The 19,884-nt window shown below is 44.4% G+C and carries 15 protein-coding genes; 1 reads left to right on the top strand and 14 read right to left on the bottom strand.

Annotated elements, in window-relative coordinates; translation table 11 throughout:
- The 8 genes from CIK80_RS03410 to CIK80_RS03445 form a co-directional block, all read right to left on the bottom strand.
- Entirely contained in the window at positions 1 to 1,104 is a 1,104-nt protein-coding gene (locus CIK80_RS03410) for a ribonuclease Z (RefSeq protein ID WP_095568874.1), read from the bottom strand.
- A gap of 44 nt (positions 1,105 to 1,148) precedes the next feature.
- On the bottom strand, positions 1,149 to 1,397 hold the full coding sequence (locus tag CIK80_RS03415; RefSeq protein WP_095568875.1) for a hypothetical protein: 249 nt from the start codon (positions 1,395 to 1,397) through the stop codon (positions 1,149 to 1,151).
- A gap of 68 nt (positions 1,398 to 1,465) precedes the next feature.
- Positions 1,466 to 2,134 carry a glutathione S-transferase gene (locus CIK80_RS03420; RefSeq protein WP_062844104.1) on the bottom strand — a complete coding sequence of 223 codons (669 nt, stop codon included), beginning with the start codon at positions 2,132 to 2,134 and terminating at the stop codon, positions 1,466 to 1,468.
- A gap of 185 nt (positions 2,135 to 2,319) precedes the next feature.
- Positions 2,320 to 3,390, bottom strand: coding sequence for an EamA family transporter RarD (gene rarD, locus CIK80_RS03425; RefSeq protein WP_095568876.1), 1,071 nt, complete (start codon positions 3,388 to 3,390; stop codon positions 2,320 to 2,322).
- 244 nt (positions 3,391 to 3,634) lie between these two features.
- The gene (rarD, locus tag CIK80_RS03430; RefSeq protein WP_095568877.1) at positions 3,635 to 4,699 is read right to left on the bottom strand and encodes an EamA family transporter RarD; all 1,065 of its coding nucleotides are present in this window, start codon (positions 4,697 to 4,699) and stop codon (positions 3,635 to 3,637) included.
- Positions 4,700 to 4,880: 181 nt separating this feature from the next.
- Positions 4,881 to 7,694: a DNA gyrase subunit A gene (gene gyrA / locus CIK80_RS03435; RefSeq protein ID WP_095568878.1), complete on the bottom strand. Its 2,814-nt coding sequence runs from the start codon at positions 7,692 to 7,694 to the stop codon at positions 4,881 to 4,883.
- Positions 7,695 to 7,980: 286 nt separating this feature from the next.
- Positions 7,981 to 8,160: a hypothetical protein gene (locus CIK80_RS03440; protein WP_095568879.1), complete on the bottom strand. Its 180-nt coding sequence runs from the start codon at positions 8,158 to 8,160 to the stop codon at positions 7,981 to 7,983.
- A gap of 103 nt (positions 8,161 to 8,263) precedes the next feature.
- Positions 8,264 to 9,958, bottom strand: coding sequence for a dienelactone hydrolase family protein (locus tag CIK80_RS03445; RefSeq protein ID WP_095568880.1), 1,695 nt, complete (start codon positions 9,956 to 9,958; stop codon positions 8,264 to 8,266).
- Positions 9,959 to 10,283: 325 nt separating this feature from the next.
- Here CIK80_RS03445 and CIK80_RS03450 point away from each other — a divergent pair, with 325 nt between their 5' ends.
- Positions 10,284 to 11,177 carry a methyltransferase domain-containing protein gene (locus CIK80_RS03450; protein WP_095568881.1) on the top strand — a complete coding sequence of 298 codons (894 nt, stop codon included), beginning with the start codon at positions 10,284 to 10,286 and terminating at the stop codon, positions 11,175 to 11,177.
- A gap of 55 nt (positions 11,178 to 11,232) precedes the next feature.
- On the opposite strand, the gene CIK80_RS03455 is transcribed toward CIK80_RS03450, so the two are convergent.
- The 6 genes from CIK80_RS03455 to CIK80_RS03480 all read right to left on the bottom strand — a co-directional run bounded on the left by CIK80_RS03455 (position 11,233) and on the right by CIK80_RS03480 (position 19,786).
- Positions 11,233 to 12,450, bottom strand: a complete 1,218-nt coding sequence (locus tag CIK80_RS03455; protein ID WP_095568882.1) for an ABC transporter ATP-binding protein — start codon at positions 12,448 to 12,450, stop codon at positions 11,233 to 11,235.
- A 110-nt stretch (positions 12,451 to 12,560) separates the two neighbouring features.
- On the bottom strand, positions 12,561 to 14,237 hold the full coding sequence (locus CIK80_RS03460) for an iron ABC transporter permease (protein ID WP_095568883.1): 1,677 nt from the start codon (positions 14,235 to 14,237) through the stop codon (positions 12,561 to 12,563).
- Positions 14,238 to 14,360: 123 nt separating this feature from the next.
- Positions 14,361 to 15,494, bottom strand: coding sequence for an extracellular solute-binding protein (locus CIK80_RS03465; RefSeq protein WP_095568884.1), 1,134 nt, complete (start codon positions 15,492 to 15,494; stop codon positions 14,361 to 14,363).
- Between the two features lie 339 nt (positions 15,495 to 15,833).
- Positions 15,834 to 16,601, bottom strand: coding sequence for a 16S rRNA (uracil(1498)-N(3))-methyltransferase (locus tag CIK80_RS03470; protein WP_095568885.1), 768 nt, complete (start codon positions 16,599 to 16,601; stop codon positions 15,834 to 15,836).
- Positions 16,598 to 18,202: a 3-deoxy-D-manno-octulosonic acid transferase gene (locus CIK80_RS03475; protein WP_095568886.1), complete on the bottom strand. Its 1,605-nt coding sequence runs from the start codon at positions 18,200 to 18,202 to the stop codon at positions 16,598 to 16,600. Before CIK80_RS03475 ends, CIK80_RS03470 begins: the two co-directional genes overlap by 4 nt.
- 120 nt (positions 18,203 to 18,322) lie before the next feature.
- Positions 18,323 to 19,786, bottom strand: a complete 1,464-nt coding sequence (locus CIK80_RS03480; RefSeq protein ID WP_095568887.1) for a tetratricopeptide repeat protein — start codon at positions 19,784 to 19,786, stop codon at positions 18,323 to 18,325.
- Between the last annotated feature and the right edge of the window lie 98 nt (positions 19,787 to 19,884).

The raw sequence follows: 19,884 nt of genomic DNA on the forward strand, positions 1-19,884 counted from the left end.
TCATTTTTCATGATCGCGTGCAGAGCCTAGATACTGTACGCGATCGTGTTTTTGATTATTGGTCAAATCACTGGCACCATTGACTATATACTGAGCAAAATCGGCTGCCAGCCAAAGATTACCTTGATAACCACTTTGCGCATCCGCTCGGATGTGTGCCATATTTGGTGTGCTACTATTCGGATTTTCAAAGCTCTGATAACGGGCGCTAAAATGTGTCAAAATTAGGTTTTGGATACCGCTATTGTGCGCAAACTCACCCACTAGCCGCGCACTACTATGCATCGGATCGAAGTCTGGATTTTTGGCTTGGATTTTAGTTAACACATCGGTGGTGTAAGTGGCTTCATGGACCAATAAATCTGTATCGACCACCGCTGCACTTAGGCACTCTGGCGTGTCGTTATCTCCAGCCACTATGATACGTGTGCGCTGCGTCTCATGATTGACATAGTCTGTCGAATTCAGTTGCTGACCTTCGTCAGTCACCACATCTTGACCTTGCTGTAAGCTGCCCCACAAATGACTGGCAGGTATGCCGGCTGCGATGAGTTTAGCGGTATTCAATGTATGGCGACTAATATTCTGTGTGATACCAAAACCATGCGAAGACACTCGATGCGAGAGAGGTGTGATGTCGATCGTTAGCTGATGCTGCTCATTTAAGGCAATGTCCACTTTGCCCACTTGCCCCTCTACTATGTCTTCAACTGCTATAAAGTCAATCGTAAAAGGCAAATATAGCTCAGTGGTCAATACGATGGCATCTAAAAGTGTGGCAACGGCTTTTGGTGCAATCAAAGTTAATGGCTGGCGACGTCCAGACATGGCCGCACTGGCGAGCAATCCAGGCAACCCATAGCAATGATCCCCATGCACATGGGTGATGCAAATAGCAGTCAACTGATGCAAAGACAGCTTAGTATGTAACAGTTGCTGCTGTGTGCCCTCGCCGCAATCGATCAACAGCCATGGGTGCGACTTACTATTTTGTTGATTTGCACTTAATGCGTAGGGATTCAAGCATTCAATCGCAAGCGCCGTCACATTACGCTGCTTGGTAGGCACACCAGCTGATGTGCCAAGAAAGGTCAACTTGAGCATTGGTAGCTTCTCTGACTGATAGCAATCATCTATTTAGCCATTCACTACGACAATTGACATAGCATGGTTTTTTGATTTTCTACCATCTGCCCACCACTGGCTCGGCACTCGCTGACCATATTGGACTCATAAGACTTCCAGCCGCCATAAAAGCTGGCAAGACACAGCAGCACAACCAATATCTTTTGCGTCCATGATTTAATGGAGACTTGCTGCTCACGAATTTCTTGACGACGAATATCACTCTCATCGGCATTTACTGTATCTTTAGCCAGTTTATTCTGGTCGCTCATGGTACTACCTTCTTTATATGCTATGGTTAAATAAGAATCAAAAACGCTCACAATAGCATATTATATCTTTAAAACTTCGGTGTGCCGCCTTTTTCTTCAGCACGCTTGAAGGCTGGACGTTCTTGGCAACGCTTAAGCCAGTTTAGTAGATTGGCAAATCTGACTCTGTCCATCCCTGCGCGCGCGTTAGACGCTGCAACGACGATATACATTTGAATATCAGCGGCACTAAACGCTTCACCAGCAAACCAATGGTTGTTTTGTAGATGCTGCTCCATCAAGTTTAAGTTGTTCATGATGTTGTTATCGATCATGCCATCTTCTACCTGTTTGCGAATACCTTTACTGATTGGTTTGATGAGCATTGGTGATCTCTCAACCACTTTGCTAAATACCAAACGCATGACCAAAGGCGGCATCGCAGAAGCTTCAGCAAAGTGTAGCCAAAAAGTATAGTTTTCCCACGCCGTTTCATTGTCATCAGTAGGTTTGAACTGATGGTCGGTGTCATAATGTCTGAGCAGATATTCAATGATAAAACCTGACTCAGCCAGCGCGCGACCATCCACTTCAAGGACTGGAGTATGACCAAGCGGATGAACTTTTTTTAAGCTTTCAGGTGCCAGATAAGATTTGGTGCGCTCATAGCTGGTTAATTTATAATCAAGCTCAAGCTCTTCTAATAACCATAAAATACGAAATGAGCGCGAGTTGTTTAAATGATGCAGATTTAACATAGACCGTCCTAGTTGTAGTATAAGTAAATAACAAGATCCATAGATGGTGCCACATATTCTATTACGCATGACAACATTGATATCGATAATAGCGTAATTGATTCACCTTTAACATAGGCGCTATGTAGACCCATCACGAAAAATTATGTCTACTAAGTCAACTTTATGACGCTATCTACTCCGTATTATTCTAAATGTAACGCTTCAATTTTACGGGTCATTTTGTCTATTTTTTGCTGATATTTTTTTATTTTGCGGAATCGGTGCGCGATTAGCACGCCTTTGATACGGCGGTTTTTGAGACGACGACGCGGCGGAAAGCTGCCCACTTGTGGCTCATTGTAACCATGTAAGCGGTCATCACGTTTGCGCGCCAGATAGCCAAGGGCGCTATCAGCAATCATAATAAGCAGTGCAATAAAGATCATGCTATACATCAGCATAGATCCACCATCATGTAAATTACGATCCAAAATCGCAATCGAAAATATAAATAAAAATATCGGTTCAAGGTAGCACAAAGTCCCAAATAGTGAGACTGGTAACTTTTGGCTTGCCACCATGGTTAAGGACATCGCAGCGGTACTGATAATGCCCAATAATGGCAGTAGATACCAAAGCTTGTCGCTTGCGATCGCAACTTCGAAACCACCATTAAAATACAGCGCAATCAAGACAACGGGTAATAGCAACACAAGATCAGAAATCAAGCCTGTGATTGGCGGCACTGCCAGCTTGCGACGCAGTAGATAGTAAGGCGGATAACCCAGACAGACAAATAAAGTCGCCCAAGAGATCGCGCCATATTGGAAAATATCATAAGCAATACCGAAACCTGCACATATAATAGCCGCCCATTGAAGTAAGCTCATATCTTCATTATAAAAAAACCGACCAACGACGATCATGATCATCGGATATAAAAAGTAACCCAGTGTCACCTCAAGCCCCAAGCCATTGACGGGTGCCCACATAAATATCCAAATTTGTGCGCCCAAAATTGGGGTTGGTAATATAAATAACAACCACTCTTTTGTGCCCTTCAATGTTTTTAAATAATCAAAAATATGCTGCCACTGTTTGAGCACACTGACTAGTAGTACCAAACTAGAAAACATCGTCAGTACGCGCCAAGAAGCCACTTGCGTACCTGATAACGGTTGCAGCAGCAAACCAAATAGGAACAGCAAAGAGTATAAAAAGTTTGCAGCCACAGCAGTGATTGTACCCTGCGAGGTTTGGTTAGTAGTCAGCATCACAACAGCCTTTAGAGATTGGGGCACATCCTTGGCAATTTAAAAAAAAACAAAAGCCTCAGACGAGAACGTCTGAGGCTTTTGCATATAAGGTCGTCGCGCCATCTAAAATCAACGCTTGTAATGTATTGTGCTTACATCATGGGCGGCATTATGTCAAAGTCAGCATAGATAAGCAATGCCCCTGTTCATCTAGTGTGTTAACTTCTACCTTGAGTAAATTTAATACACCTAAGTACTTATTTTAAAAAGAATTATCCAGTTTTTGCTGTATCTTATTTATCTTCTTTCGATAACGACGAATTTTGCGAAAACGATGCGCTTTTAGTGCACCATCGATACGCTGATTGATATAGTGACGACGCGGCGGAAATCCGCCTACTTGTGGCTCTCTATAGCCATGTAAATGGTTGTCACGGCGACGAACCAGATATCCTATCACACTATCAATTATCATCACCAAAAGCGCGAGCGTAATCATGCCATACATAAAGAGCGATCCACCTTCATCAAGACTTTGACTCAGGATAGTAATAGAGAACACAAATAGCAGCATCGGCTCTATGTAGCTTAGCGCCCCAAATAATGAAACAGGCAGCTTATTACTCGCCATCATTGTCAGAGACATGGCAAGCGCACTAAAAGCGCCAAGCAGTGGTAGTAGGTACCAAAACTTCATGTTTTGTGCCGCCACACTAAAACCACCACTCATATAAAGCATAACCAGTACCACTGGCGTCAGTAATGTCAAATCAAACAGCAGACCAGTAATGGGTGGTACAGAAAGTGTGCGCCGCAAGAGATAATAAGGCGGATACCCCAAGCACACAAACAATGTTACCCAAGATACCGATCCATATTGAATAATATCGTAACCAATGCCTAATGCTGCACAGAGCGCCGCTATCCACTGCAGCGCGCTCATATACTCTTGATAAAAAAAGCGACCGATCACTATCATCATGAGTGGCAACAGAAAATATCCCAAAGTGACATCAAGACCAAAGCCATTCACGGGTGCCCACATAAATAACCAAATTTGCCCACCTAAAATTGGTGCAGGTAACATGAATATGAGCCATTCTTTTGCTGTCTTTAGCGTTTTTATATAATCAAAAACATGCTGCCACTGTTTGGTTAAGCTAAGCAATATGACCAAACTGAGCAGCATCATCAGCACGCGCCATGACGCCACCTGCGTACCTGTTAAGGGCAGCATAAACAGTCCAAACAAAAACATCATCGAAAACAAAACGCTCGATGAGACCGAGGCGACAGTTCCTTGAAAGGTTTGATTGGTTGTGAGCATAGCTATGGCCTTTAAAATACAACGTGATGGACATTTTTTTCAATTATTAGCGCTTCCAAAAATTAAAAGCAGACAATAAAAGAAATAAAATGCTAAAAAAACAAAAGCCTCCAACGATAGCGTTAGAGGCTTTTTTAGAGCAGTGTGAAAAACTAAACTAAAAAACTAACTGCCAAGACGTTTATTTGTCATCGTCTGCCAAGTCATCATCCAATGAATAGTCATTGGCTATATCAATCGCATCATTGACATCCGTAGTTGCTGAGTCTCCAGCAACCGTATCAATGTCTTGCTGCTCTTGACCATCAACTTCAAACGTACCATCTTCTCTCATGGCATCGATTAATTCATCAGCGTTTTCTTCATTTTCAACTCGCGCCATGGCAACCAGTTTCTCATCTTTTGATAAGCGAATCAGTGTCACACCTTGAGTGTTGCGTCCAGAACTGGCCACATGCTCAACTGGCGTACGTACTAACGTGCCTTTGTCTGAGATTAAGATAATGTCATCTTCAGGCTCGACTTTGGTCGCACGAACTAATGCGCCATTTCGCTCACTGGTTTTGATCGCGATAACACCGCCACCGCCACGGTTTTGGGTATTGAACTCGTCGATGAAGGTACGCTTACCAAAGCCATTTTCACAAGCAATCAATATCTCACGCACATCATCTTCGATGACAACCAATGATTTGATAAATTCATCATCTGCCAAACGCATACCACGTACGCCTTTTGCGGTACGACCCATTGCACGAGCATCATTTTCATCAAATCGAATGGCTTTACCGCTTGAGGCAAACAGCATGACTTCTTGGCTACCATTGGTGATTCGAGCACTGACCAATTTATCACCGTCTTCTAAACCAACAGCAATCAGACCGTTCGAGCGAATATTGGCAAACTGCTTAAGCTCGACCCGCTTGACTGTACCATTCGCCGTTGCAAAAAAGACAAAAGGAGGCTCTGCTTCATTCGTGTCTTCTAATGATTCATCATCCGTTAAAGAAATATCACCTTTGGCAGAAACATCTTCTACTATTTTTGGAATTGGTAGTATGGTCGTCACCGTCTCATCACCATTTAACCCAATCAGGTTAACCAATGGACGACCACGAGCGCCGCGACTGGCAATGGGTACTTCAAAGCCGCGCAAACTAAAGACGCGTCCACTATCTGTAAAGCACAATACCGTCGCATGCGTGGAGGTCACAACCAAATGATCGATGACATCATCTTCTTTCATGGCGGTTGCAGACTTACCTTTACCGCCACGTTTTTGTGCCACATAATCATCAATCGGCTGAGTTTTTGCATAGCCAGTACGAGAAACAGTCATGACCACGGTTTGTTCAGGAATGAGATCCTCACGGTTGAAATCAGTACGTGAGTCGATAATGTCCGTACGACGCTCATCGCCAAAATTGTCACGAATCTCAATCATCTCATTAGAGATAATGGTCATCAGCTTATCAAAATCTCCAAGAATAGACTCTAAATGCGCAATTTCGCGCAGCAAGTCTTGATATTCTTCGGTCAACTTATCTTGCTCAAGACCTGTTAGGCGATGCAGTTGCATGTCTAAAATTGCATTGACCTGCTCAAGTGATAAGCGATAACGCTGCTCACCATCGCTTTCACCATCGATCAAACCGAATGGCGCTTTAGGATCTTCGCCTTCAATAAAATCAGGACGCACTGACTGACTACCGGCAGCGGTTAGCATCGCAACGACGCTACCTGAGCCCCACGTGTTATTCAATAAGCTTTCGCGCGCCAATCCACGGTTTGCAGACGCTTTGATGGTTGCAATAATCTCATCGATATTCGCAAGTGCAACCGTCAACCCTTCTAATAAATGCCCACGTACACGTGCTTTGTTTAACTCGTAAATGGTACGACGTGTCACGACTTCTTGACGATGACGCACAAACGCAGCAATCAGCTGACGCAAGGTCAATACTTTTGGCTGGCCATTATCCAATGCCACCATATTGATGCTGAAGCTAGATTCAAGCGGGGTTTGTAAAAACAAGTTATTAACGATAACTTCTGCTGTCTCACCACGGCGTAAGTCGATGGCGATACGCATGCCGTCTTTATCAGACTCATCACGAATCTCACTGATGCCTTCGATTTTTTTATCACGGACAAGCTCTGCAATACGCTCAATCAGCTTGGCTTTGTTGGCTTGGTAAGGCACTTCGGTGAATACAATACGCTCACGGTCACGGTTGACACCCGTATCACTCATAGGTTCAATATGATAACGACCCCGTATGTGCAAGCGGCCTTTACCGGTACGATAAGCATCTAAAATACCTGCGCGGCCATAGATAATGCCGCCTGTAGGGAAATCAGGACCTGAGATATGGGACATCAGCTCTTCGGCTGAAACCTGCGGGTTTTGAGCATAGGCCAAACACGCATTGATGACTTCGGTCAAGTTATGCGGTGCCATGTTGGTGGCCATACCGACAGCAATACCCGTCGCACCATTCACCAATAGGTTGGGAATACGTGCTGGCATCACGCTTGGCATGCGCTCAGATCCATCGTAGTTGTCTTCCCAATCGACCGTGTCTTTGTCCAAATCAGCCAGCATTTGGTGGGTCAGCTTGGTCATACGTACTTCGGTATAACGCATCGCTGCCGGTGGATCATCATCGATCGAACCAAAGTTACCTTGACCATCGACCATCGGATAACGCAAGCTAAAGTCCTGTGCCATACGTACGATGGCATCATATACCGCGCTATCGCCATGTGGGTGGTATTTACCAATAACATCACCAACCACACGTGCAGATTTTTTATAAGGTTTGTTGTAATCGTTAGATAGCACATGCATAGCGTACATGACGCGGCGATGTACAGGTTTGAACCCATCACGCACATCAGGTAGTGCACGCGAGACGATCACGCTCATCGCATAATCCAAATAGGATTGTTTTAGTTCATCTACAATGCCAATAGGACTGACCGATTCGCTCATATACACTCCTTCACTCTCGTTTTTTCTAATGTAGACACTTTTTAAAATACTGATGCACTCTAAAAAATATAGCTGCATCAATACGCAGCTACTCGTAAAATAGTGATCAGAAAAACGCTATTAAACGTGCAAAACAATAAGAAAACGACGATCGTTTTAATGTTTAATAAAAGAAGCTATTTTAGCACAAAATTGCTGATTTAGGGGGTTCTGACTGTCATTAAAATCAAGGAAAACAGCTTATTAGCGATGATATTTTAACGACTAAACCCCCTCTTGATTTATATTAACGACAAGTTTTTTTAGATTGGCTAATTTTGCCATTATTACACACAAATTTACCATCTGCTGAGCAGTGAGATACCCCGCCCATCTTACCCGAACATGGGGTGTTTTTTGCTTGTGCTTGGCCGATAGGCGCAACCACAAAGATAATTGTGAATAGTGACAATAGTATTGATTTCATATTTTTCTCTCTTCAATTATTGGCATACATTCATCAAAAAACTGCATCCAGTAGATACAGTTTTTGATGGTAAAACAGTGGTTATGAGAAAGTCTGAATGCGCTTAACTTGCTGTGAATTCCTGATCAAAGAATTCGCGTGTCGCTTGGGTACAGGCCGCACTGACTAATCCGCCGTGGTAGCTAGCCAATACAGCAGCGCCTGCTGCTTGCGCCAATACCGTCGGATCAGTTACTCCTGCCGCTTGAGCATCTGCGATAGCTTTGTTTTGAACAGCTGTCAAAGTTGCAGAAAATCTGCCTTGAATGTTGTCAATGATGGACGTGGACATCCATGGGTTGCTCATAGCACTACCAATTGGTGTTACTGCGCCGCGATTGCCTCTGGTATCGACATCCAATACTGTGACATTCAGATTGGCGCCTGACGCTGCTCCTGCTTGTTGTATGATGGCCGTCATTGATCCTGTGTTTATATCATAAAAAACGGTTGGGTCTTGGTTACCACCGCACAATAGGGCTGGCATTTTAGGCACATAGCCGCGAAGGTCATTGTCTTTTAGCGCTTTGCGCAAATTGTTTTGTGGATTAGCGGCTGGCAATACTCCTGTACTAGCTATTAGGCTGTCTGGATTTTGCAAGGCATCGCCAACGTAAGCGGCACGGAAGTCTGTTTTTATCAGATATTTATCATCGTCGAACCCTAAGAAAGCAAAAGGCAAATTGCTGGTTGGGAGTTGATCGAGAATCGTATTATTGGTAGGTTTTGATTGAAAAAGCGCGTTATCAGGTAACTTGCCAGCGTTTACCAACTCGCCAAACGTTTGCATACTTGGTAGCTTAGTATTGGCATACTGCGCCGAGAAAATATCTAATGTATTGCTATAGATATTTTTATACTTTTTATCCAAACCTACTGCCAATAACGGTGCAAAACGGGTGGCACCCACATTCACATTTCCTCTAAATATAAAATCACCAAATGCGGCCAATGCGTAAGGTCCTGATGAAGGTGCAATTGCCGTCACTGGCTCGTTTTGTTGTTCTAGAAGACGGGCGGTTGCCATGGCAACGTGCCCACCTTGTGAGTATCCGCTGATAAACAGTTTGCCAGAGTCATCAATACTGGTGTAATCCGTATCATTGACGCGTTGTTGTCTATCAATAATCGTACGCGCGCCCTCTAACGCATCCGCCATGTCAGTGGCTTGCTGCTCTGCCACCAGATACGGATGATAATCTAGATTAGAATCATCGTAACCGGCATAGTTTGGTGCCACCACAATATAACCTTGTGCAGCAAAATTCGCGGCTATCAATGTGGCTTCAGCCACCGCTGGGTTTTGGGTATTCGCCACTTGACTGAAGTCATAGTCTTTATCGGTGGTGGTGCCATGTGCATAAAGCAGTATGGGTCGATCACCTTGGCAGTCCGCGCTATCACCACTTGGTAGCATCAGTGCGGCAGTTGCATTGGTACGCTCGCCCGCTGCACCTACCGTTGGATAATTGATTTTTTCAATTTTAATGTCGCATTTGGCATCAGGCGTTGCGGTATTTCCTAGACCAAATCCATTATCAATTTGATCGGTACTAAATGCATTGATGGTTTCAACTGTCGTGTCATAGGAGACAACTCTGTCGTTGTCATCATCTCCGCAGCCTACCAGCAGTAAACTACTGGTGATGGCGACAGACAACAAGCAGCGTGACATTTTTGGTTGTTTCGTAATAATAGAAGTTGAGAGCTGAGTATTGGCAGCTGGTGCGAGGCGAGTGGCAGATTTAGATTTTATCATCGTTACTATCCTTAGTAGTGATGGCCTTCAGAGGCAAGTAATAGATTGCCGATAGTCCATGGCAGTAGATAATGTTAGTTTGAAAGAGATTCTTAATCATTGCTTGGTCTTAAGCATTTTCTTCAAAATCTGCATGATCAGAATTGTTTCTTAAACCTTACTATTTATACCGTAAAATATTATCAAAAGCTACTGCAAAGCATGACCTTAGACCCTTTTTTGACACTAATAAACAATATTCTGAGCCATCAAACCAATCCTAGCATCGCTCTCTTCTTTATTGTACGATGTTGCAAAATCTCACCTCGATACAGACCTACCCTTTATGCAAACAATACCTCAAGACACAAAAAATGCTGATAATCCATTATTAGAATCAGCAACTATATCGCCGCAGCAAGCGTTAGAGCAACAAGACGCACGTACAGATCGCAATTTTGATGCGATTGCTGATCATTTTGAAAAAAAAGTCTACGGTGGTCTAAAGGGCGAGATTCGATTGGCTGTGTTGCGTCGTGATATTTTTGAATATAGTGCAAAGATGAGCGAAAAGCTTGGACGGCCTTTGCGTATTCTCGATGTGGGCGCAGGACTGGCACAGATTTCGATCGAGCTTGCCACGCAAGGCCATAGCCTAGTCATCAATGACATCTCAGCCAATATGCTTGAAAAGGCGAAAGTGAGCGCGGCGCAAATAGATAAAGCGTTGGATATAACGTGGTATGTTTGCCCGTATCAAGACCTTGAAGACAAGCTAAATAAGGATAAAAGCTCAAATGGCGCTAAGTTTGATTTGATCCTGTCACACGCGTTATTAGAATGGTTGGCAGAACCTGCGATGGTTATGAATTTCTTTGATCGACAATTAGCCAATCATGGGGCGATATCTTTATGCTTCTATAATCTCGCCAGCTTCGATTATCGTAACCTCATCATGGGTAACTTTAACTTACTCGATAACACGGACTATAAGGCCGACAACAAAAAAAGCTTAACGCCCAATCATCCCGTTGCCAAAGAAGAAGTCGATGCTTGGCTGGCAGCCCATCATTATCAAACCGTACTGACCAGTGGCTTGCGCGTGTTTCATGATTATGCGCCCCTCAAACGCGGTGGTCATAATCACCCAGATGCCGTCGTACGGATGGAGCTGCGTTACTCACAACTAGAACCTTATAAATGGCTAGGACGCTACTTACATGTCATGGCAACTCGGTAAATTTGCCCATCATGATAGCCAGTCTAAAGTTACAGGCAAAGCAAACCGTTTTGTTTTATCTAATCTCTTCCACTCTTTTTGATTTATCAGATTCTGACCACGTCGTGGCATTGATCTCTTTTTCATCAAATACCACGACATGCTCTAACAAGGGTAAAATACCAATGTGCGAGCCTATCGCATGATTATGGTGACTGGCGACCAAAGATAACACTGTCTGCCCATCATCAAGCTGTAAGCGATACAAATAGTTGGCACCGCGAAACACGCGCCCAATCACCAATGCTGTTCGCGTACTCTCATCATCATGAATGATATCATCAGGACGCACCAGCACTTTAATCGGCGTGCCGTTGGGATAATCATACGCGCAGTATTGCGGCTGCCCTAATTCGTCATAAACTTCCATGCGTCGATAAATATTCCCCAAGGCGGTTTCGATGCGGCCGTCTTTTATGATGCCATCTATCATTGCGCCTTCGCCTACAAACTCGGCAACAAAAGGACTGATTGGCTCATGGTACAACTCGCTTGGGGTTGCCCATTGCACAAGCTTACCCTTATCCATCACCCCAACTTTATCTGCCAGCGCAAAAGCTTCGTTTTGATCATGAGTCACCAAGATAGCAGTAGTATTGGTGCGTTTGAGAATGTCACGGACACTCATTGCTAACGACTCACGCAATACCACATCCAAATTCGAAAATGGCTCATCCAGCAATAACAACTTAGGCTTAGGTGCCAATGCTCGTGCTAATGCTACGCGCTGTTGCTGTCCACCTGAAAGCTCATGAGGACGTTTGTCAGCATGTTCGATCAATTCGACTAAGCTTAGCATCTCAATCACACGGGATTTTTTGTCGGCCGCAGACCATTTATTCAGCCCAAAAGCGATGTTTTTTGCGACGCTTAGATGACCGAAAAGCGCATAGTCTTGAAACACCATACCCATGCCACGTTTGGCTGGCGCTACGGTTAATGCGTTACGAGCCGTCTGGTCAGTTAAGCACTGATTGCTTAGATGAATGCTACCGCCGCGACTCGGCTCCAATCCTGCAATGGCGCGTAATGCCGTGGTTTTACCGCATCCACTGTATCCCAAAAAACAACCAATCTCGCCTTGTTGCAGAATGAAAGACAATCCATTGACGACTATCGTATCGTCATAGCCAACCACCAAATCTTGCACGCTAAAATAAGGCTTAGTGTCACTCACTGAGCTGGTATTTATTGATTTGAGATCTATTGAATCTTTCATCGAATCAGTGTGCATGGAAGATACTCGTTAAATAATATTAAATAAAAACTCACGGATAAAACAGTACAACCATCATAACGACAAAAAGGCTATCGCTTGCTTTTAATCTATTTTAGCGCCCGCCTTTAATGCTGCTTGTCGCTTTGACGCAATAATATCCAAACAGGCAACAGTCCAACCAGTACAATCAATAGGCTGGGCAATGCCGCGCGTCCCCACATGCCTTCACTGGTCATCTCAAATACCCGTACTGCAAGCGTATCCCAACCTTGTCGCCGTGTCATTAACGTAATTGGCATCTCTTTCATGACTTCGACAAAACCCATCAATAATGCTGTCAACACTCCTGGGCTCAGCACCGGTAACACCACTTGTCGCCAGCGCTGATATGCGCTATCACTAAGTAACTTGGCCGCCGCCTCTTGATTGACTGTCAAGCGTTGTAATTGCCGATCCACTGGCTGAAAGCTGACTGTCATAAAGCGTGTAGATAAAGCAAGTAGCATTACAATCACACTACCTGATAGCACTTGTTTTGAGATTATTCCAGAAGCAATCATTTGATTGTCTAACCAAGCAATCGGAATAAATATACCCACTGCCAATACCGTACCGGGCACCACGTAACCTAAATTGGCCAGCGTAGTCATCAGCTTGGTCAATTTATCAGGATACTGCCGCTTAATCCACGCCATAATAATCGCCAAAACAGCAATGAAGAGCGTGGTCATGCTAGCAATCATAAAGCTATTGGTCACAAAATCGATATAACGCGCATCAAAGTCTTGCCTGAAGTTCAATGCCGTCCAATAGATCAGCTGTAAAAATGGGATAAAAAATGCCACTGCAAATACGAGCATACATAGCAGCGTCATGCCCCATTTGGCAGGCGTAGTGGTTTCAAAACGTTGACTATTGCCTTGAGTCACCGAACGTCCGCGCTTTGCTTGCCAGTACTGCTCAAACAAAACCACGATAAAGACTACCCCAATTAGCAACGCCGCTAACTGTGCTGCCGTCGTTAAACTAAAAAACCCAAACCACGCTTTATAAATTGCGGTCGTAAAGGTATCGACATTAAATATTGATACTGCACCGAAATCTGCCAAGGTTTCCATACTTGCCAGCAATAATCCACCAACGATCCATGGCAGTGCTTGTGGCAATGCCAGTTTAAAAAACACCTGCCCTCGGCCTAAACCAAGCATCTGTCCTGCTTCAATCGCACGCCGACCTTGCGATAAAAAAGCTTGGCGCGCCAACAAATAAACATAAGGATAGAATGCTAATGATAGGACTAGACCTGCGCCCCAGACATTGCGTACTGATGGAATCGCTGTATCAATGCCAAAATCCCGCAAACTGGTCTGCAATGGCCCACTAAAATCAACAATACCGATCGTCACAAACGCCAATACATAAGCAGGAATGGCCAACGGCAACATCAATGCCCACGAAAAAAACCGCTGTCCAGGGAAGCGGTACATGCTAGTAATCCAAGCAAGCGTGGTACCAATGATGCCAGAAATGGCGATTACCATCGACAATAAAATTGCCGTATTTTTGAGTACTTGTGGCAGCACATACTCTGCCATGTGCGACCAAATATCAGCGACTGGCTGCGTCCATGACAGCAATACGATTAAAATTGGGATCAGCATAAACAACGAAATCAGCCCTAAGACTGATTTGGAGAGAAAACGGTTAAAGAGTGTATGGTCTTGACTGGCAAGCTGCTGCTGACTAAGACGTTTATCCACTGCACCAGGCTGACGAACAGACGCGTTTGGCGTTGTGCTCATATCGTTATTACCATGCTTCAATGTCCTGTCATACGTATAACGGCTTTATACCAATCCCAAGCTTATAAGCAATTTTTAAAGATTGGTATAAAGACCATTATCAACCGTAGTGACTAAAAGTCGTTATTTGTAACCTGCTTTATCCATTATTTGAATCGCTTGAGTCTGTAGCTCACCAAATTTTTGAACGTTGATATCGTCTTTCTTGAACTGACCCCACGATCTGAGCATTTCCGACTCATCAACCCCTTCTTTTACTGGGAATTCTTTGTCTGAGCTGGCATAAATGCCTTGTGCTTCATCAGATGACAACCATTCTATAAGTTTAAGCGTGTCGTCTGCATTGTCTGAGCTTGCCACCACACCCGCGCCTGAGATATTTGTGTGCGTACCAGTTGTGCCTTGGTTTGCCCAAAATAGCTTAACAGGAAAGTTAGGCTTTTCATCGAGCAAACGACCATAATAGTAGCTATTGGCGATACCGACTTCACACTGTCCAGCAGCAATCGCTTCTAACAACGCTGTGTCATCACTGAATATATCAGTGGCCAAATTATCGACCCAACCACGGATGATGGTCTCAGTTTTTTCTGGGCCTAAGTGCTCAATCATACTCGCTACAAGTGATTGATTATAAACTTTCTTAGAACTACGTAGACACAGCTTGCCCTTCCACTTTGGATCGGCCAAATCTGCATACGTCGATAATTGGTCAGCGTTGACTTTGCTTGGGTCATAAAAGATAGTACGCGCGCGTAATGACAGGCCTGTCCACTGACCTTTTGGGTCACGGTATTTTGCAGGAACATTCGCTTCTAAAATATCAGAAGCTACTGGCTGGAGCAATCCTTCCTGCGAAGCTTGCCATAAATTACCTGCATCAACGGTCAAGAGCATATCAGCTGGCGTATTCTGCCCTTCTGCTTTTAAACGTGCAAGCAATGGTCCAATACTATCTGTGACCAACTCAACCTTCACACCTGTCTTTTCAGTATAACGGTCAAGCAATGGCTTAATAAGCTGCTCGTTACGTGATGAGTAGATAGTAACAGTATGATTCTCAGTATCAGCCTTAGCGGCATCAGCATCACTGGTCGCAACGTCTGCTTCTGTACTAGCAGGTGCTTCTGTATCTTCGCTACCGTCTGTCGTAGAAGAATCGCTACAAGCCGTAAGCCCCAGCATCATGCCAAATACAGCAACAGGTAAGGTCAGCTTATTAAAACTCGCAATGGTAGTGATGGCATTCAGTGACATGGTTTCTCCACAATGGTGTTATAAAAGAAAGATAGTATTATCAAACGTTGAAAAGGCTGGTGAAAAAATCTGTGCGACCATTTATTGCGTCAACCACTGATTAAAATGGTCAAGACTGTAATATCTAGAAACGACATACTAATGTAAATGAGAGTAATTATCAATGCATTTTTTTCTCACAAATCCTTTGATAACTTGCCCTCCAGCCGTATGTAAATCGCCAACCTGAACTCAATAACGTTAATTTCTGTACAGTCAATGGAGCAAAAAAATTACCACTACAAAAGCTCAGCGGGTATAAATATTTCTAAATTACCACCATCAATAAACCACTTCTTTTTACAGCAGCCACTGTCCTAATAGCGCGTTAACCGCAGCTTCAGTGCGCAAAATCCGCGGCCCTATATGCACAGGCTCGCAACCTTGAGTGGCCAACAACGCTATCTCGTAATCAATCCAGCCACCTTCAGCACCGATGCATACCAAACTTGGCAAGCCAGAAACCGGCGGCTTTTTTGAATCTGGGTGATCTAGATAGGGCTTGTCTAAAGGCTGCTTTTTTATATACTGAGCAAATGACTGTGTGCTATAAGGATGTGCCACAATAGCACCATTAGTGATCAGATTCGCCAGTTCATCTTCCACGAAGGGTTTAAAGCGCTTTTTTAGATCAATACTTGGCGCTATCGTATCCACACTTTGTTGCAGCCCTTCTAACACGAACTCATCTAAGCGCTCCAGCATTGGGCTTTGCCAATAGCTTTTTTGAGTACGGTAACTGTTGATAAGAATGATATGTCGTACGCCAAGCGCCGTCATATCCATAATCAGGCGTCGTAGCACTTTTGGTCGGGGTAGCGCCAGTATCACTGTCAGATCTAGTTTAGGTGGTGGTGCAATCGTGAGCTGAACATCACGTAGCTGAATACAGTCTTGTGTTATAGACTCAATGATTGCTGTGCCTAGCTTTCCGCCGATCTGCCCTATCTTTAGTGACTCACCAACCTTAGCATCTAATATTTGAGTCACATGACGCACTTGCAACAAAGTATTAATCTGAGCAGTCTCATGTACGATGTTTTCGGCTGGAAGTAATATACAGTTCATAACGTTTTTAAACCCGCATGCTTCTCTATAATATCCGTAATCATTGTAAGTTGACGAGGCAATACCGCTTGTTGCTTCGTTGTCATACGCGACCCAGCCTGTCCAGCCAGTTTTGCCAATGCCAAATTGTCCAACCAAGACACCAACTGTTGGTAAATCAGTGTTGTCTCATCCTCATTATTAGACGCTTTGTGCGCGGGTTTTTGAGTTATATTTGCGGCATTTTGTAGGGTGGTTTGCTCATATTTACCAGCGTCATTCGGCGCCACTTGTTCTCTAGTAGCGGGACGATAAAACGCATTATTCGGCTGATACAAAGCTCCTACTTCAGACAGTGCATCGACTACGCTTTGACAAGACTGCGTGTAGCGTCCCATAATCACAGGCGTTGCCACACTCGCAGGCTCCACTGGATTATGCCCACCAATATCAACCAACGAGCCGCCCACTAGTGCGACATCTGCTAGCGTATACCACGTCATCAGCTCACCCATACTATCAGCTAAATATACTTGTGTGCCTGCTTCTATTGCCTCTTCGTTACTACGCCGTGCCATCTTTAATGCTGTGTTTTGAATCAGCTCTGCGACTTCGTCAAAACGTTCGGGATGTCTGGGCACCACAATTAATAGCGCATTAGCCAGCGCTGAATTGGACAGTAATTGCTGGTGTAGTGACAGTGCCGTTTGTTCTTCATCGCTATGTGTGCTTGCCGCCACCCAAATCGGTCGACCGGCGACGCCCAACGCTTCTGCCAGCTTGCTTTTTTGTGTTTGTAAACTATTAGAGTCATGGGTACTTTCTGTATGAGCGGCACTGTCCATCACTTTGGGTGTATTGATCACCCACTTTAGCGAGCCTGCCACGCGAATTTGCGCACTGTGTGCCCCCAATTGCCGAAAGCGTTTTGCCGACTCATTGTCTTGCGCGATGATGAGTGTCAGATTTTTCATCATACTGGTACTGACGGCACCAATTTTTTGATAGCTTTTAAAAGAGGACGCCGATAAACGTCCATTGACCAAGATACTAGGAATCTGGTGCTCAGAGAGTTTGGTTAAAATGTTTGCCCATAGCTCAGTCTCTACAAACAAAGCTGCCATAGGGTTTACATGTGCCAAAAACGTCTCAATGATTGCCGGACTGTCGACCGGCACATAGCTATGACTCACATGACCTTGAGCAATTTCGTCGGCAAAACGGCTGGCACCGCGAGCAAACCCTGTCTGAGTGGTATTGGTCAGCCATACCTTATAACCTTCAGCCAGCAATGCATCTAATAAAGGCGCAACCGTGTTGGTCTCACCCAATGAGACCGCATGACACCAAATCACGCCTTTATTTGCGTGGGGTTCGTTTTTATTAGTAGCAGACTCTATTATTGGACGAGCGGGATAGTGTTTACCAAACCGTTGTGCCACTTCACGTTGATAATTTTCGCGCTTATGTGAGCGTCGCCATACCTGCATTCGATATAACGGCTTGAGTAATCCAATACCAAATTGATAATAAAAAGGTGGCGTGTGCACAGAACGACTGGGTAAAGAAGCACTATCAGACGACTTCGAAGGACAAGCAGGAGTTGTATGGGGAGATGACATGAAGCAGCCCAGATGAGTAATGGATTGATAAACAAAAAGCTAGTAGTAAAAAATGCGCCAATTCTACCTGAATTTGGCACGTAACAATACGCTTTTAAGCACGGTCTACCACAAAAGAGCTTAGAGAAGAATGAGAATCAACATCGCTATCACCGCCACCGCTCCAAGCAAGATTTGATACCGCTTGATACTATGCTGCTCTCGCTTTTGTGTACTCATCAAGTCTTGGGTCTGCTGCCAATGGGCGACCAAGTCAGCAGCTTCAGCATGACCATGTTTAGCAGCTTGAGTGAGCCAATACTGACCATTTTCTATGTCTTGCGTGACCCCTATGCCTTGGTAATACATTTTACTAAGGAGGCGCTGAGCCCGACTGTCGTTTTTGCTGGCGGCTTGTTTGACCCACTCTGCCCCTGTCGCCGTTCCCGCAGAATTATCCACCGCCAAACCCTCACCCAATAATTCATACATTGCCAAACGTAACATGGCCGCCGTACTGCCAGCATTAGCAGCCTCTTGTAGCTTCAATAATGCTTGTTTTTTTGCTTTTAGATGATTTTGTGAAAAAGAAACTTGCGCACGGGGTTTGTTTTGTTTGGCAATGTGTTCCTCAAACTGATCCAACACACGACAAGCTTGTTGGTAAGCCATATTGTCAGCGCTTTGTACCACTTCAATCTCATTTAACTCTATAAGAAGCTGCGTAAACATCTCTGGCGTTGGAGGTGTTTTTGAGACGGGAGCAGGTTTGGATGATATAAGCGTGTCTGATGCCGTATCAACTGATGGTGCCTCAGCGCTGCTTAAATCTGGCGATGGTTGGTAGTCTGTTGTAGACGAGGGATTATTGACTGGTGTCGAACTGGTCTCTATTTTATCTGACGGACCAGCTAACACTTGATTAGAATTTTGAGGCAGTTCTGGGACAGTGTCTAAATAAGGCTCAACCGTTTTATGTGTATCAACATTCTGAATGATATCGGGTACAGCCGCTTTAATAACGGATGGCTCGCTGACACCTGGTAATCGTAAGCTGACCGCTTGATATAAACCGCTTGCTACTTGACCACCTTGTACTGCCTCAAATGGTCGATCAATATGCCCAAACAAACGCAGCCCTATTGGCTCTAAGGCAAAAAAGGCAGATGTACTGCCATTATGTGAGGTACTGTGTTCCGTATCCTCACGATAGACAACCGCCATATGCTGATAAAAATCATCACCTGTTAATGATAAATTAGGATAGCGTTTGCGTAGCTCAAATTGACCATACCAATGCGGCGTATGTTGCCACTGCTGGGCTAAGACTTGTCCTGCATAAAACGCCAGAAACACTATAAAATTACTATAACGCTCATCAATCAGTAACGTTTCTTCATGCCATTGACCCGCTTTAATCATATCACGGCGTATTTGCGTCAATAACGTATCTATACGCTGCAAACTTGCCAGTGACTCATCCAATACACAGTCGCGCAGCTCGGTTTCATAAACAATACCGCCAGCAATGGGACGCGCAGCTAAAAAGTCTTGCCAATATCCTGCTGCGGTATAGTCAAGTGGTGTCAAAAGCAATGCAGACATAAACAATCGCGTCCTTTTTACCAATAAGTGGAATGTGGTATGGCTAAAACAGTGAGCATCATTAATAGCGATAGGTTACCTTAACCTAAAAGTAAAAA

Source organism: Psychrobacter sp. JB193 (genome assembly GCF_002285555.1).
Lineage (GTDB): Bacteria > Pseudomonadota > Gammaproteobacteria > Pseudomonadales > Moraxellaceae > Psychrobacter > Psychrobacter alimentarius.

Coding starts and splice junctions, on each gene's coding strand:
- CIK80_RS03410 (WP_095568874.1), bottom strand. CDS start 1,104: ATGCTCAAGTTGACCTTTCTTGGCACATCAGCTGGTGTGCCTACCAAG.
- CIK80_RS03415 (WP_095568875.1), bottom strand. CDS start 1,397: ATGAGCGACCAGAATAAACTGGCTAAAGATACAGTAAATGCCGATGAG.
- CIK80_RS03420 (WP_062844104.1), bottom strand. CDS start 2,134: ATGTTAAATCTGCATCATTTAAACAACTCGCGCTCATTTCGTATTTTA.
- rarD (WP_095568876.1), bottom strand. CDS start 3,390: ATGCTGACTACTAACCAAACCTCGCAGGGTACAATCACTGCTGTGGCT.
- rarD (WP_095568877.1), bottom strand. CDS start 4,699: ATGCTCACAACCAATCAAACCTTTCAAGGAACTGTCGCCTCGGTCTCA.
- gyrA (WP_095568878.1), bottom strand. CDS start 7,694: ATGAGCGAATCGGTCAGTCCTATTGGCATTGTAGATGAACTAAAACAA.
- CIK80_RS03440 (WP_095568879.1), bottom strand. CDS start 8,160: ATGAAATCAATACTATTGTCACTATTCACAATTATCTTTGTGGTTGCG.
- CIK80_RS03445 (WP_095568880.1), bottom strand. CDS start 9,958: ATGATAAAATCTAAATCTGCCACTCGCCTCGCACCAGCTGCCAATACT.
- CIK80_RS03450 (WP_095568881.1), top strand. CDS start 10,284: ATGCAAACAATACCTCAAGACACAAAAAATGCTGATAATCCATTATTA.
- CIK80_RS03455 (WP_095568882.1), bottom strand. CDS start 12,450: ATGCACACTGATTCGATGAAAGATTCAATAGATCTCAAATCAATAAAT.
- CIK80_RS03460 (WP_095568883.1), bottom strand. CDS start 14,237: ATGAGCACAACGCCAAACGCGTCTGTTCGTCAGCCTGGTGCAGTGGAT.
- CIK80_RS03465 (WP_095568884.1), bottom strand. CDS start 15,494: ATGTCACTGAATGCCATCACTACCATTGCGAGTTTTAATAAGCTGACC.
- CIK80_RS03470 (WP_095568885.1), bottom strand. CDS start 16,601: ATGAACTGTATATTACTTCCAGCCGAAAACATCGTACATGAGACTGCT.
- CIK80_RS03475 (WP_095568886.1), bottom strand. CDS start 18,202: ATGTCATCTCCCCATACAACTCCTGCTTGTCCTTCGAAGTCGTCTGAT.
- CIK80_RS03480 (WP_095568887.1), bottom strand. CDS start 19,786: ATGTCTGCATTGCTTTTGACACCACTTGACTATACCGCAGCAGGATAT.